Genomic DNA, 13397 nt, shown 5'->3' with positions numbered 1-13397 from the left:
CATGTCTATTCTCGTCAACAAAGACACCAAGGTTCTCGTCCAGGGCCTGACCGGCAAGACCGGTACTTTTCATACCGAACAGGCGCTGGCCTACTACGGCACCAAGATGGTCGGCGGCATCCATCCGAAAAAGGGTGGCGAAACCTGGGAGGGCAATTTGCCGACCGGCTCGAGCGCTCAACTGCCGATTTTCGCCTCCGTAGCCGAAGGCAAGGATCGTACCGGTGCAAATGCCTCGGTGATCTATGTGCCGCCAGCGGGCGCTGCGGAAGCCATCATCGAAGCCATAGACGCGGAGATCCCGCTGATCATCTGCATTACCGAAGGCATACCGGTCATGGATATGGTGCGGGTCAAGGCCCGTCTCGACCGTTCCGCATCGCGTCTGATCGGACCGAACTGTCCGGGTGTGTTAACGCCGGAAGAATGCAAGATCGGCATTATGCCAGGTAACATCTTCAAGAAGGGCTCCGTGGGTGTTGTATCCCGCTCCGGGACACTTACCTATGAAGCAGTGTTTCAGACGACGAACGAAGGCCTTGGCCAGACGACCGCTGTCGGTATTGGCGGCGATCCTGTGAAGGGTACGGAATTCATCGATGTCCTGGAAATGTTCCTTGCCGACGAAGCGACGAAATCGATCATCATGATTGGCGAAATCGGTGGCTCGGCCGAAGAAGATGCAGCGCAGTTCATTGCCGACGAAGCAAAACGCGGGCGCAAGAAGCCGATGGCCGGTTTCATCGCCGGACGCACGGCTCCGCCCGGCCGCACGATGGGGCATGCCGGTGCGGTCATCTCCGGCGGCAAGGGTGGCGCGGAAGACAAGATCGCAGCCATGGAAGCCGCGGGCATCCGCGTGTCACCATCGCCAGCGCAGCTCGGCAAGACCCTGGTCGAAGTCCTCAAGGGCTGAGATCAGGATAGCAAGAATGAATCGGGGCGATTGTCGCCCCGATCGGTCCACGGGGCCATTCGGGCCCCAACCCAGAGTGACACTGGTTTAAGATGAGCGGGTGCACTCTTACAAAGGGAGACGGAGTAGAAGCTCCGGTCACGAACATGGCACGTCAAGAACAGGCCAACGACATTTTTGCGCTTACCTCGTTTCTCTATGGTGGCAATGCCCACTATATCGAGGAACTGCATGCGCAGTATGAAAAGGATCCGGCATCGGTTGGTGCCGAATGGCAGGAATTTTTCGCCAATCTCAACGACACCAAGGACGATGTTCTCAAGAATGCGAAGGGCGCATCCTGGGAGAAACCGAACTGGCCCATCGCGGGCAATGGCGAGCTGGTCTCGGCGCTTGACGGCAACTGGGGTGAAGTCGAAAAGCATATCACGGACAAGCTGAAGGCCAAGGGTGCAAACGGCTCCGCTGCAACGAACGGCGTGGCCGCGCCATTGACGTCTGCATCGGACTCGGAAATCATTCACGCGGCGCGCGATTCCGTGCGTGCGATCATGATGATCCGCGCCTATCGCATGCGCGGTCATTTGCACGCGAAACTCGATCCACTTGGTCTTGCCGAAGTCAAGGAAGACTATAACGAGCTGTCGCCCGAGAGCTACGGCTTCTCTCCGGCCGATTACGATCGCAAGATATTCATCGATAACGTGCTGGGTCTCGAATATGCGACGATCCCGCAAATGCTCGACATCCTCAAGCGCACCTATTGCTCGACGATCGGTGTCGAGTTCATGCACATATCCGATCCGGTCGAAAAATCCTGGATCCAGGAGCGCATCGAGGGACCGGACAAGGGTGTCGCGTTCACCGCAGAAGGCAAGAAGGCGATCCTGTCGAAGCTGATCGAGGCAGAAGGCTTCGAGCAGTTTATCGACGTCAAATACAAGGGCACGAAGCGCTTCGGCCTTGATGGCGGGGAGTCGCTCATTCCGGCGCTGGAACAGATCGTCAAGCGCGGCGGTTCCATGGGCCTGAAGGAAATCGTCCTTGGTATGGCCCATCGCGGCCGGCTCAACGTACTCAGCCAGTTCATGCGCAAGCCGCACCGCGCAATTTTTCATGAATTCAAGGGCGGTTCCTATACTCCGGACGATGTCGAAGGTTCCGGCGACGTGAAATACCACCTCGGTGCGTCGTCCGACCGCGAGTTCGACGGCAACAAGGTGCACCTGTCTTTGACAGCCAACCCCTCGCACCTCGAAATCGTCAATCCGGTTGTCATGGGCAAGGCGCGCGCAAAGCAGGACCTGCTTTGCGGGCGCGACCGCGACGAAATCGTGCCATTGTCCGAGCGTTCAAAGGTCATGCCGCTGCTTCTGCATGGCGACGCGGCCTTTGCCGGCCAGGGCGTGGTTGCCGAGTGCCTTGGGCTTTCTGGCCTGCGCGGCCACCGCGTTGCCGGTACCGTGCATTTCATCATCAACAACCAGATCGGCTTTACTACCAATCCACGTTTTTCGCGATCCTCGCCCTATCCCTCCGATGTCGCGAAGATGATCGAAGCGCCGATCTTCCACGTTAATGGTGACGATCCCGAAGCTGTTGTTTATGTGGCTAAAATTGCCACAGAATACCGCATGACGTTCCACAAGCCGGTCGTTATTGACATGTTCTGCTATCGCCGTTTCGGCCACAATGAGGGCGACGAGCCGGCGTTCACACAGCCGATCATGTACAAGACTATCCGCGGCCAGAAGACTACGGTTCAGCTGTATTCGGCCAAGCTGATCGAGGAAGGTCTCATCACCGAGGCCGATCTCGATAAGATGCGCGCATCATGGCGCGAAGCGCTCGAGCAGGAGTTCGAGGCAGGCCAGGCCTACAAGCCGAACAAGGCCGACTGGCTGGACGGCGCCTGGAGCGGTCTGCGTACGGCCGATAATGCCGATGAACAGCGCAGGGGCAAAACCGGACTGCCAGTGAAGACGCTCAAGGAGATCGGCAAGAAGCTTGCCGAGGTTCCGGCGGGCCTCAACGTGCACAGGACCATCCAGCGTTTCCAGGACAACCGCGCGAAGATGATAGAGACTGGCGAAGGCTTCGACTGGGCAACGGCGGAAGCCTTGGCGTTCGGGTCCCTCGTAACGGAGGGGCATCCGGTGCGCCTGTCGGGTCAGGATGTCGAACGCGGCACATTCAGCCAGCGCCATTCGGTGCTCTACGATCAGGACACTGAACAGCGCTATATCCCGCTCAACAATCTGCAAAAGGGTCAGGCGCTCTACGAAGTCATCAATTCGATGCTCTCAGAGGAGGCGGTTCTCGGCTTCGAATATGGCTATTCGCTGTCTGATCCGCGTGCGCTCACCCTGTGGGAAGCGCAGTTCGGCGATTTCGCCAACGGTGCTCAGGTCATCTTCGACCAGTTCATTTCATCGGGCGAGCGCAAATGGCTGCGCATGTCGGGTCTCGTCTGCCTGTTGCCGCATGGCTATGAGGGGCAGGGACCAGAACACTCATCGGCCCGTCTCGAGCGCTATCTGCAGCTTTGTGCGGAAGATAATATGCAGGTTGCGAACTGCACGACGCCTGCCAATTACTTCCATATCCTGCGCCGCCAGATGAAGCGTGACTTCCGCAAGCCGCTGATCCTGATGACACCGAAGTCCCTGCTGCGTCACAAGCGGGCGGTCTCGTCGATCGGCGATTTCACGGGTGATTCATCATTCCACCGCTTGCTGTGGGATGATGCGCAGCTCCTGAAAGATCAGCCGATCAAGCTGCAGAAGGACTCGAAGATCCGTCGCGTCGTTCTGTGTTCTGGCAAGGTCTATTACGACCTTTACGAGGAGCGCGAAAAGCGCGGCATCGACGACGTTTATCTCTTGCGCGTCGAGCAGCTTTATCCGTTCCCGGCAAAGGCTTTGATCACCGAACTTTCCCGCTTCCGCAATGCGGAAATGGTCTGGTGCCAGGAAGAACCCAAGAACATGGGTGCCTGGGCCTTTATCGATCCCTATCTGGAATGGGTCCTGGCGCATATCGATGCGAAGCATCAGCGTGTCCGTTATACCGGACGTCCTGCCGCCGCATCGACCGCAACTGGTCTGATGTCCAAACACCTTGCACAGCTCGAAGCATTGCTTGAAGATGCTTTGGGTTCTTGATTAACAAAAGAAAATCAACGGAAGAGCGAGAACATGGCAACCGAAATCCGCGTCCCAACGCTGGGCGAATCCGTTTCCGAAGCGACCATTGGCAAGTGGTTCAAGAAGGTCGGCGAGGCCATTGCCGTTGATGAACCCCTGGTGGAACTTGAAACCGACAAGGTAACGATAGAGGTTCCGGCGGCGGCTGCCGGATCGCTGGCTGAAATCACCGCCAAGGAAGGCGACACGGTTGAAGTTGGCGCTTTGCTCGGAATGATTGGCTCTGGCGATGGTGCGGGAGCCGCCCCAACCAAGACGGCGGAGCCGGCACCGGCCGCCGTTGCCCAGGCATCCGGAGCGGCGGCTGCAGCCACCACCGGCGAGGCTGCGGCAAAGACCGCCGAAGTTGCCGGCGAACCGGCTATCGCCGAACGCAAACCAAGCGAAATGCCGGCTTCCCCGGCAGCTTCGAAGCTTCTGGCTGAAAAAGGCGTTTCCGCCTCGCAGGTGGAAGGTTCCGGCAAGCGCGGTCAGGTTTTGAAGGGCGATGTACTCGATGCTGTTGCCAAGGGCATCCCTGCTCAGCCCGCGGCCGAAGCGCCGAAAGCCGTCGCGCGTCCGGCATCGCCCGCCGATGACGCGTCGCGCGAAGAGCGCGTGAAGATGACCCGGCTGCGGCAGACTATAGCCAAGCGCCTCAAGGATGCACAGAGCACAGCCGCCATGCTGACCACCTACAATGAGGTGGATATGTCGGCGGTGATGGACCTGCGAAATCGCTACAAGGAAATTTTCGAAAAGAAGCATGGTGTCAAGCTTGGCTTCATGGGGTTCTTCACCAAGGCTGTAACGCATGCTTTGAAAGAAATTCCGGCGGTTAACGCCGAGATCGACGGCACGGACATCATCTACAAGAACTTTGCCCATGTTGGCGTTGCCGTCGGCACGGACAAGGGGCTCGTCGTTCCGGTCGTACGCAATGCGGACCAGATGTCGATCGCCGAGATCGAAAAGGAAATCGGCCGTCTCGGCAAGGCCGCACGGGACGGTGCACTTTCAATGGCTGACATGCAGGGCGGCACCTTCACCATTTCCAATGGTGGTGTTTATGGTTCGCTCATGTCCTCGCCTATTCTCAATGCACCGCAGTCCGGTATTCTTGGCATGCACAAGATCCAGGACCGTCCGGTTGTCGTTGGCGGGCAAATCGTTATCCGCCCGATGATGTACCTGGCGCTGAGCTACGACCATCGCATTGTTGACGGCAAGGAAGCAGTAACCTTCCTCGTCCGCGTCAAGGAAAGCCTCGAGGATCCGGAACGTCTCGTTCTCGATCTCTGATACGGGCCTTCGATCAAACGGGGCCGCAATTGCGTGGCCCCGATGGTGCATCGGACTGAAATCGCATGATCTCCATGGCCAGGCGCCAGAACCAAGGATGCGCGTTTGGTCGGTTGTGATGTCTCATATCAATGATCTGCCGGTCGATCCGTTCACCGGCATAGGATGAAAGGCAAAGCAAAATGGCTGATGTACCGAATTACCCGCCAGTAGAGCCCCACATCTGCGTCAAAGACGGCCTTGAAGCGATCGCTTTCTATGAAAAAGCCTTCGGTGCCAAAAACACCTTCAAACAGATGACCGAGGATGGAAAGCGCGTCATGCACGCCAATTTATCGCTGTTTGGCGGCACCATCATGATGCACGACGAGTTTCCGGAATATGGGGGCGATGTTCTGTCGCCTCAGAGTCGTGGCGGTGCGAGTGTCGCGATCAATATCAACCTGCCGAAAGCTGCGGAAGTCGACCAGGCGGTTGACCGTGCTGTCAAGGCTGGTGCAACGCTCGTCATGCCCGTTGAAGATACGTTCTGGAATGCGCGCTACGGCCGCGTGAAGGACCCGTTTGGCCATGTCTGGGCGTTCAACGCGCCACTTGGTGGAGCATGACCATGTCGCATTATTTCTACGAGCTTCTCGGTCTGATGGCGGTATTCTCGATCATGGTCGTGTCGCCGGGAGCCGACTTTGCGCTTGTCGTCCGGCAGAGCATTGTGCACGGGCGGCGCAGCGCCATTATCACCAGCTTCGGCATTGGCACATCGCTGCTGTTTCATATCAGCTACACGGTGCTTGGGCTCGGGCTTATCGTGTCGAAGTCGCTCTATCTTTTTGGAATGCTCAAATGGGCCGGTGCTGCCTATCTGTTCTATCTCGGCGTCAAGGCGTTACGCGCCCCGGCACCGGAAGCTCCGGCTGGAATGGATGAAAGCGAGTCAGTCAAGCAGCTCTCTGCATTGCGCTGCTTTCTCATGGGCTTCGTCACCAATGCTCTGAACCCGAAAGCCGTGCTGTTCTTCCTGTCGCTGTTCTCGGCACTGGTCAGCCACGAGACGCCCATCCTCATTCAGGCCGGCTACGGCATGGTCATGACAACAGCATTGATTTGCTGGTTCGTCGCCGTATCCGTCTTTTTCACGATGCAATCCGTTCGTGACCGCTTTGTCGCCTGGGGCCGCTGGTTCAACCGCGTCACCGGGCTCGTATTCATCGGGCTCGGCGTCAAGCTTGCCAGCAGCCAAGCGAGCTAGAATATTTGATGGCTTTACGCGCTCGCCACCATCCTGGAAGTAACGCCGCCATTCTCGCGGTGGTTGTTTCATTGCTTGCGACGCCGGCATTTGCCGCCTGCACGCAGGACCGCGCCGTCTACGCGGACAGGGATGACACCTATACCCTGACCTTCAGGCATGTTCCGGAAGATCAGCCGGTGATGACGTCGAATGAGTTCACAATCCAGCTGAACGACAGCGACGTGAAGCTGGATGGCGTGGTCATGTGGAACGAGGGTGTGGCCCGCCCCAACGGCATCGTCATGTACAAGTGCCCGGGCGGTGACGTCACGGGCGACGAGCTGCGGGCATGCACGGTTTGGCAAGGCGTCATTTATGCGCTGAAGGAAGGCGCCGACGCGGATCTTCTGCCAAAAGCCAAGGAACCAGCCGCGCAAGCGTTGCTTCTGCCAGATTTTTCCAGCTCCATGAGTGGCTTCAATTTCAAACTTGAAAAACCCATCGAGACTTTCCCCTGGGAAGTCTTTCGTTTCAAAGAATGCGTCCCCGAACAATAATTTCGCGTGAGCCCACAGAAGAAGGAATCAATCATGGCATATGATGTCGTCGTCATCGGAACAGGTCCGGGCGGCTATGTGTGCGCGATCAAGGCCGCGCAACTCGGCCTGAAGACCGCGGTGATCGAGAAGCGCCCTACCTTTGGCGGAACCTGCCTCAATATTGGCTGCATTCCTTCAAAAGCGATGCTGCACGCTTCGGAAGTATTCCATGAGGCGGGTCATTCTCACGCCACTCTCGGCGTCGAAGTAGGCACGCCCAAGCTCAATCTGAAGGCAATGCTCGCCCATAAGGACGCAACAGTGGAAGCCAACGTCAATGGCGTAGCGTTTCTGTTCAAGAAGAACAAGATCGATACGTTCATGGGTACGGGCAAGGTCGTTGCTGCCGGCAGGGTCTCGGTAACCGCTGAAGACGGTTCGGCTCAGGAAATCGAGACGAAGAACATCGTTATTGCCACCGGTTCGGATGTCGCGGGTATTCCGGGGGTGGATGTCGAGTTTGACGAAAAGGTCATCGTGTCCTCAACTGGGGCATTGGAATTCCAGAAAGTGCCGGAACATCTCGTCGTTGTCGGCGGTGGCGTGATTGGTCTAGAGCTTGGTTCGGTCTGGAGCCGCCTTGGATCAAAGGTGACCGTGGTTGAATTCCTGGACAAGATTCTCGGACCCATGGACGGTGATATCTCGCGGCAGTTCCAGCGTATGCTGGAAAAGCAGGGGATCGAGTTCAAAATGGGTGCGAAGGTTACCGGCGTTGAAAAATCGGGTAAGGGCGCCAAGGTTACGTTCGAGCCGGTCAAGGGCGGTGAAGTTCAGACGATCGACGCCGATGTCGTGCTCGTATCCACCGGCCGAAAGCCCTATACGGACGGCCTTGGACTGAAGGAGGCCGGCGTTGCCATGGATGATCGCGGCCGCGTCGCCATAAACGACCATTGGCAGACCAATGTTCCAGGCATTTACGCCATTGGCGATGTCGTTGAGGGAGCGATGCTGGCGCACAAGGCGGAAGATGAAGGCATTGCCGTTGCCGAGATCCTTGCAGGGCAGGTTGGTCACGTCAATTACGACGCCATCCCCAGTGTCGTCTATACCCAGCCCGAAGTTGCCTCTGTCGGCAAGACCGAGGAAGAGCTCAAGGCCGCAGGCATCGAATACAAAGCCGGTAAATTTCCGTTCACGGCCAATGGACGTGCGCGAGCCATGTTGCACACAGACGGTTTCGTCAAGATCCTTGCCGACAAGGCCAGCGATAGGGTGCTGGGCGTGCACATTGTCGGTTATGGGGCTGGCGAAATGATCCATGAAGCAACTGTACTGATGGAATTCGGCGGCTCATCGGAAGATCTGGCGCGTACGACGCATGCGCACCCAACCATGTCGGAGGCCGTGCGCGAAGCAGCCCTCGCCACGTTCTTCAAACCGATCCACATGTGATTTCCAGTATTGCAAGGAAAAAGGCCCGGAATTCCGGGCCTTTTTTGCTGTCTGGCTTACACTCTAGATTACTGAGCAGGAGCCGGTGCAGTGGGCGCTGGCGTTGTAGACGGCGCCGGAGCAGGCTCAGCGGGAGCCGGAGCTTTTGGTGCTGGGGCCATCGCATCAGGTGCTGCGGGGGCTGCCGGAGCGGGCGCCTCACTCGTCGGTGCTGGCGGAGCTGGGACGTCCATCTCGGTACCGCTGCGGTTCAGGTAATAGTAACCACCGACCACCAGCGCGGCGATTAGGATGCCAGCAATAAGAAAGCCACTGCCGCCGCCCGACTTGATCACAGTAGTTTTAGGATTCATCGGATCGGTTTCCATTGGCCGCTGCAAGTTTGGATCATAGGTCATTTTGCGTCCTCCGTGACATTCCTTTACACAAGGATGAACGAATAACGGCTATTTCGCTATTATGTTCCAGAATAACCAGGAATTGAGAGGATTTCTTCGGAATGCTATCGCGTTTATACGTGCGCTTCGGGGAAAAATACTTGCTCCGGCTGGTCATTGAGCTGTGATTGTATAGCCCTTGTGTTTCAGCAATGAAACGAGACCTTGCTCTCCCGGAAGATGCAAGGCACCGACCGCAATGAACGCATTGCCTTCGTCAACGATCGGCATAGCCCGTTCCGCCATGGTTCGATTGCGGGTATTGATCATCTTCTCTTCAAACTCTGCATAGTTGCTGCCACTTTCAATTCCGTCGGGAGAGACCGAGCGCATCAGCGGGAAGATCATACCAATATCGCCTTGCGTATAGAGTACGGTCATCGTTTCAAAGACATCGGGCAGTTCCGGGCCCAGCGCCAGCGTTTCGATCAAACCGTCAACGTGGAACTGTATGGGCAGCGAAGCCATCGCGCCCAGCTGATCCTTGATGGTTTCAAGACCAGCGATTCGCTTGCCGCTGTTTTTTGCCTCTTCAGCGAGCTTGATATCGAGAAAATCGGTGCCTTCCTTCTTGCGCGCAAGTTCGCAGGCGGGCATGGCAAGCATGCTGGTGAGTATCCACGGCTGCATGCGATTTACAGCGGCGAGCGAGATGCCGCGTTTCGAAAGCGCGGCCTTGACGGTCTCAAGCTTGTCTTTGGGAATGAGCTTGTCGAGGGTCTGTCCATTGGTGAACATCATCAAATCGGGCGTGTCCGCCATCACCTTCAACGGTGCCTTGGAGTCGAGCACCTCGTCCGTTTCGATGACGATCGTATCGGCTCCCTGATACGCGGCTTCAGCGGCGCCGGAAAGTTTGAGTACGCGCGGATCAGTAAGATGCATGGTGCCAAACAGGTAGGATGGCTTCACGCCCGGCTTTTCGATCTTCCAGAGCAGTCCCTTGCCGTTTTCAGTTTCCGCGGCCTCTTTGCGCAGGGCGTCGAGCTTGACCGGGTCGGACTTCGCCATCTCCGCAATCAGGTCGCGGCCACCGCAGCTAATTCCTTCCGCCCGCGCGCGGGCGCTGAAAGCGATAACCAGAAACGCGGCGAGCATAAGCCAGCTCATTATCAGGCACAGCCTGAGAATGCCATCGGCGATGCGGTCAAGTGCGGGGAAGATATCTTTGTCGTTCATACCTTACGTTCTATCCGTGGGCTCTTGGAAAAAGCGTTAATCTCTACGCGTAAATTGTCTGTTTTCAGGCGCGGGGATGCGCCTTGTCGTATATTTCCAGCAACCGTTGCGTATCGACGCCGGTATAGACCTGTGTCGTCGACAGGCTGGCGTGGCCGAGCAATTCCTGAATGGTGCGCAGGTCACCGCCACGGCCGAGCAGGTGCGTGGCGAAGGAATGCCGCAGCGCATGCGGCGTCGCCGTACCCGGCAGGCCAAGCGCGCCGCGCATCTTCTGCATGTCACGCTGGATGATGGCCGGGTGCAGCTCGCCGCCGCGTGCGCCGCGAAACAGCGGTTTGCCCTCTTCCAGCGCATAGGGGCAGAGTTTGCGATATTCCGCGACAACACGATGCACGATCGGCAGAAGGGGTACCATGCGGGTTTTTCCGCCCTTGCCGGTAATGGGAATGGAGCGTGCATCGGGATCGGTCAATGCCCCGCCATCGAGGCCGAGCGCTTCGGAAATGCGCAAACCGCAGCCGTAGAGCAACGTCAGCACGGCGGCATTGCGGGCGGCGATCCATGGCTCTTCGTTAAGCTGTTCGCCAGTTTCGACTACGCGGCGTGCATCGATCACGGTCAGTGGCTTCGGCAGGGATTTCGGCTGGCGCGGCGCGCGCATGGCGATCGACGCAGCGGCATTGGCCATGCCCTGCTTTTCCAGATGACGCAGGAAGGAGCGTATGCCCGCAAGTCCGCGCCCAAGCGTGCGAGCTCCGGCACCATCATTGCGGCGGCGGGCCAGGAACGAGCGAAGGTCGGCAATGCGCAGTGTCGCCACGTCCTTCAGCGCTGGCGGCTCGCCCAGATGGCCGGTGAGGAACTGAAAGAACTGACGCGTGTCGCGCTCATAGGCCTCCAGTGTGTTCGCCGCCAGCCGTCGCGTGTTCTTCAGGGATTTCAGCCAATTTTCACGTGCGTCAATCAGGTCGGCTCTGGCGGAAACCAGAAATTCTTCGGTTTGCGGCTGGGCGCCCATGGCGTCGCTCCTCGATTTTATGACGCAACCCTGACACAGGACTCCTTACGGAGTCGTTTCAGCCTTGGTTTTGCTCGAGGTTTGCTCTAATTCGGGCTGATGCGAATAAATGGAAGATGCCATGGCAAAGTTGAATGATCCGGTTCAGTTGGCGGTGATCGGTGCGGCACACGGAACACGCGGTGAATTGCGCGTGAAAACCTTCACCGGCGATCCGATGGCACTTGCCGACTATGGTCCGCTTTATGATGTGACCGGCAGGGCTTTCGAGGTTCTGGACATACGTCCGGCCAAAACTGTTGTCGTCGTGCGTTTCCGCGGCGTGAATGACCGCAATATGGCCGAGGCGCTGAATGGCACGACCCTGTTTATTGACCGTTCGCAATTGCCTCAGGACCTGGACGAGGACGAATATTACCATTCCGACCTGATCGGCCTGGAGGCAATCGATGCGGAAGGCAAAAAGCACGGCAAAGTATCGGCTATGTTCGACTTCGGCGGTGGTGACCTTCTCGAGCTGACCATTCCCGGCAAACGTCCCATGCTGATACCGTTCACGCTGGCTGCGGTGCCACAGGTCGACGTCAAGGCTGGTCACATCGTCATCGATCCTGTAGCAGCTGGTCTCATTCCCGATGAGAATGAGGACGAGGATCGCCGCCGCCAGCTCGGCGGTGAAGGCGACGGGAAAAAGCAGTCATGACGGCGGGAGAGGGGGGCTTTCGCGCCACTGTGCTGACGCTCTATCCGGAAATGTTTCCGGGGCCGCTTGGCGTGTCACTCGCAGGAAAGGCATTGCAGGACGGCGCGTGGTCGCTGCAAACAGTGCAGATTCGCGATTTTGCTACCGACAGGCACCGTATGGTTGACGATACACCGGCTGGCGGCGGCGCGGGCATGGTGATGAAGCCGGATGTTCTGGCACGCGCTGTGGATCATGTGGCGGATCTGCGGCCAAAACTGTTCATGAGCCCGCGCGGCAAGCCGCTCACGCAGGCACGGGTGCGCGAGCTGGCGGCCGGTCCTGGCGTTGTCCTGCTTTGCGGCCGTTTCGAAGGGGTGGACGAGCGGCTGATCGAGGCCCGGGATTTTGAAGAAGTGTCGATCGGCGATTATGTCCTTTCCGGCGGAGAGACCGCTGCAATTGTCGTTCTTGATGCGATTGTCAGACTGCTACCCGGTGTCATGGGCAATGCCATGTCCGGTGAAACCGAGAGCTTTGAAACTGGCCTGCTCGAACACCCGCACTATACCAAGCCGCAGGAGTGGGAAGGCCGCCGGATTCCGGACGTGCTTTTGTCCGGCAATCACGGGGCGATCGACAAGTGGCGTCGTGGGGAGGCCGAACGGCTGACGCGGGAACGGCGGCCCGATCTTTGGAACGCCCACAACGTGCCTTCAAAAAAATAGACAAGCAAAAAGAATCGCCGTCAGAGGTGACAAACCGGCTTTTATGGTGTATTTGCCCGCCAACTCGGGAAAACCCGAATCCATTAATCAATGAATGGTGAATTCGCTCCTGCCTCATCAGAGGCATAGAAATGCGGCCAAGCCGCTGTGTTTCTAGTGCTGAACGCTCTGACTGTTCGAGAAGACAAGAAAAGGATGAAGACGATGACCGTCGAGATTATTCGTCAGCTCGATCTCGAGCAGAGAGCAAAAATCGAAGCAAAGCGCACACTTCCGGATTTCCGCCCAGGCGACACGGTTCGTGTCAACGTCCGCGTGACGGAAGGTACCCGTACCCGCGTTCAGGCTTATGAAGGCGTTTGCATTGCCCGTAACGGCGCTGGCATCAACGAGAACTTCACGGTTCGCAAGATTTCCTACGGTGAAGGTGTCGAACGCGTATTCCCGATCATTTCACCACTGGTTGAAGGCGTAGAAATCGTGCGGCGCGGCAAAGTTCGCCGTGCGAAACTCTACTACCTGCGCGGCCTCACCGGCAAGGCAGCCCGCATTGTCGAGAAGAAAGACAACCGCAAGAACAAGACTGCTGTACCGGCCACCGGCGCTGCCGAGACGGTAACGGAAGCAACGGTTGCCAAGGCACCTGCCGCTGAATAAGCGCGGTTCCTGACAATTTTGAAAAGGCGGTCTTCGGACCGCCTTTTTTGTTTGTGACGCGA

The 13397-nt window shown here is 57.8% G+C and carries 13 protein-coding genes; 10 read left to right on the top strand and 3 right to left on the bottom strand.

From position 1 onward, the window contains the following. Position 1: 1 nt before the first annotated feature. From sucD to lpdA, 7 genes are all read left to right on the top strand, one after another. The gene (gene sucD / locus N8E89_RS06315) at positions 2 to 916 is read left to right on the top strand and encodes a succinate--CoA ligase subunit alpha (RefSeq protein WP_106662126.1); all 915 of its coding nucleotides are present in this window, start codon (positions 2 to 4) and stop codon (positions 914 to 916) included. Positions 917 to 1062: 146 nt separating this feature from the next. Next, positions 1063 to 4080, top strand: coding sequence for a 2-oxoglutarate dehydrogenase E1 component (locus tag N8E89_RS06310; RefSeq protein WP_106662125.1), 3018 nt, complete (start codon positions 1063 to 1065; stop codon positions 4078 to 4080). A 33-nt stretch (positions 4081 to 4113) separates the two neighbouring features. Continuing rightward, positions 4114 to 5403, top strand: coding sequence for a 2-oxoglutarate dehydrogenase complex dihydrolipoyllysine-residue succinyltransferase (gene odhB / locus N8E89_RS06305; RefSeq protein ID WP_106662124.1), 1290 nt, complete (start codon positions 4114 to 4116; stop codon positions 5401 to 5403). Between the two features lie 182 nt (positions 5404 to 5585). Next, complete coding sequence (locus tag N8E89_RS06300) at positions 5586 to 6011, top strand: VOC family protein (RefSeq protein ID WP_106662123.1); 426 nt, start codon at positions 5586 to 5588, stop codon at positions 6009 to 6011. A 2-nt stretch (positions 6012 to 6013) separates the two neighbouring features. Then, positions 6014 to 6652: a LysE family translocator gene (locus N8E89_RS06295; RefSeq protein WP_262261463.1), complete on the top strand. Its 639-nt coding sequence runs from the start codon at positions 6014 to 6016 to the stop codon at positions 6650 to 6652. An 8-nt stretch (positions 6653 to 6660) separates the two neighbouring features. Continuing rightward, positions 6661 to 7191: a hypothetical protein gene (locus tag N8E89_RS06290; protein ID WP_262261462.1), complete on the top strand. Its 531-nt coding sequence runs from the start codon at positions 6661 to 6663 to the stop codon at positions 7189 to 7191. Positions 7192 to 7224: 33 nt separating this feature from the next. Then, positions 7225 to 8631, top strand: a complete 1407-nt coding sequence (gene lpdA, locus N8E89_RS06285) for a dihydrolipoyl dehydrogenase (protein WP_262261460.1) — start codon at positions 7225 to 7227, stop codon at positions 8629 to 8631. 68 nt (positions 8632 to 8699) lie between these two features. Here the strand turns inward: lpdA and N8E89_RS06280 are convergent, their stop codons facing one another. From N8E89_RS06280 to N8E89_RS06270, 3 genes are all read right to left on the bottom strand, one after another. After that, the gene (locus tag N8E89_RS06280) at positions 8700 to 9029 is read right to left on the bottom strand and encodes a hypothetical protein (protein WP_210203694.1); all 330 of its coding nucleotides are present in this window, start codon (positions 9027 to 9029) and stop codon (positions 8700 to 8702) included. Positions 9030 to 9182: 153 nt separating this feature from the next. Then, the gene (locus N8E89_RS06275) at positions 9183 to 10247 is read right to left on the bottom strand and encodes a TraB/GumN family protein (RefSeq protein WP_113171515.1); all 1065 of its coding nucleotides are present in this window, start codon (positions 10245 to 10247) and stop codon (positions 9183 to 9185) included. Between the two features lie 64 nt (positions 10248 to 10311). After that, the gene (locus N8E89_RS06270) at positions 10312 to 11268 is read right to left on the bottom strand and encodes a tyrosine recombinase XerC (protein WP_262261457.1); all 957 of its coding nucleotides are present in this window, start codon (positions 11266 to 11268) and stop codon (positions 10312 to 10314) included. A gap of 121 nt (positions 11269 to 11389) precedes the next feature. Between N8E89_RS06270 and rimM the strand changes: the two genes are divergently transcribed. The 3 genes from rimM (at position 11390) to rplS (ending at position 13335) form a co-directional block, all read left to right on the top strand. Continuing rightward, entirely contained in the window at positions 11390 to 11971 is a 582-nt protein-coding gene (gene rimM, locus N8E89_RS06265) for a ribosome maturation factor RimM (RefSeq protein ID WP_262261456.1), read from the top strand. Then, complete coding sequence (gene trmD, locus N8E89_RS06260; RefSeq protein WP_113171513.1) at positions 11968 to 12678, top strand: tRNA (guanosine(37)-N1)-methyltransferase TrmD; 711 nt, start codon at positions 11968 to 11970, stop codon at positions 12676 to 12678. The genes rimM and trmD overlap by 4 nt, the downstream gene beginning before the upstream one ends. 204 nt (positions 12679 to 12882) lie before the next feature. Continuing rightward, on the top strand, positions 12883 to 13335 hold the full coding sequence (rplS, locus tag N8E89_RS06255; protein WP_106662597.1) for a 50S ribosomal protein L19: 453 nt from the start codon (positions 12883 to 12885) through the stop codon (positions 13333 to 13335). The last annotated feature ends 62 nt before the right edge of the window (positions 13336 to 13397 follow it).

It is taken from the genome of Phyllobacterium sp. A18/5-2, from assembly GCF_025452215.1.
Classification (GTDB): Bacteria; Pseudomonadota; Alphaproteobacteria; order Rhizobiales; family Rhizobiaceae; genus Phyllobacterium; species Phyllobacterium sophorae.
This window is presented reverse-complemented; position numbering and strand designations above follow the sequence as displayed.

Coding starts and splice junctions, on each gene's coding strand:
- N8E89_RS06280 (WP_210203694.1), bottom strand. CDS start 9,029: ATGACCTATGATCCAAACTTGCAGCGGCCAATGGAAACCGATCCGATG.
- trmD (WP_113171513.1), top strand. CDS start 11,968: ATGACGGCGGGAGAGGGGGGCTTTCGCGCCACTGTGCTGACGCTCTAT.
- lpdA (WP_262261460.1), top strand. CDS start 7,225: ATGGCATATGATGTCGTCGTCATCGGAACAGGTCCGGGCGGCTATGTG.
- rimM (WP_262261456.1), top strand. CDS start 11,390: ATGGCAAAGTTGAATGATCCGGTTCAGTTGGCGGTGATCGGTGCGGCA.
- odhB (WP_106662124.1), top strand. CDS start 4,114: ATGGCAACCGAAATCCGCGTCCCAACGCTGGGCGAATCCGTTTCCGAA.
- rplS (WP_106662597.1), top strand. CDS start 12,883: ATGACCGTCGAGATTATTCGTCAGCTCGATCTCGAGCAGAGAGCAAAA.
- N8E89_RS06275 (WP_113171515.1), bottom strand. CDS start 10,247: ATGAACGACAAAGATATCTTCCCCGCACTTGACCGCATCGCCGATGGC.
- N8E89_RS06310 (WP_106662125.1), top strand. CDS start 1,063: ATGGCACGTCAAGAACAGGCCAACGACATTTTTGCGCTTACCTCGTTT.
- N8E89_RS06295 (WP_262261463.1), top strand. CDS start 6,014: ATGTCGCATTATTTCTACGAGCTTCTCGGTCTGATGGCGGTATTCTCG.
- sucD (WP_106662126.1), top strand. CDS start 2: ATGTCTATTCTCGTCAACAAAGACACCAAGGTTCTCGTCCAGGGCCTG.
- N8E89_RS06300 (WP_106662123.1), top strand. CDS start 5,586: ATGGCTGATGTACCGAATTACCCGCCAGTAGAGCCCCACATCTGCGTC.
- N8E89_RS06270 (WP_262261457.1), bottom strand. CDS start 11,268: ATGGGCGCCCAGCCGCAAACCGAAGAATTTCTGGTTTCCGCCAGAGCC.
- N8E89_RS06290 (WP_262261462.1), top strand. CDS start 6,661: ATGGCTTTACGCGCTCGCCACCATCCTGGAAGTAACGCCGCCATTCTC.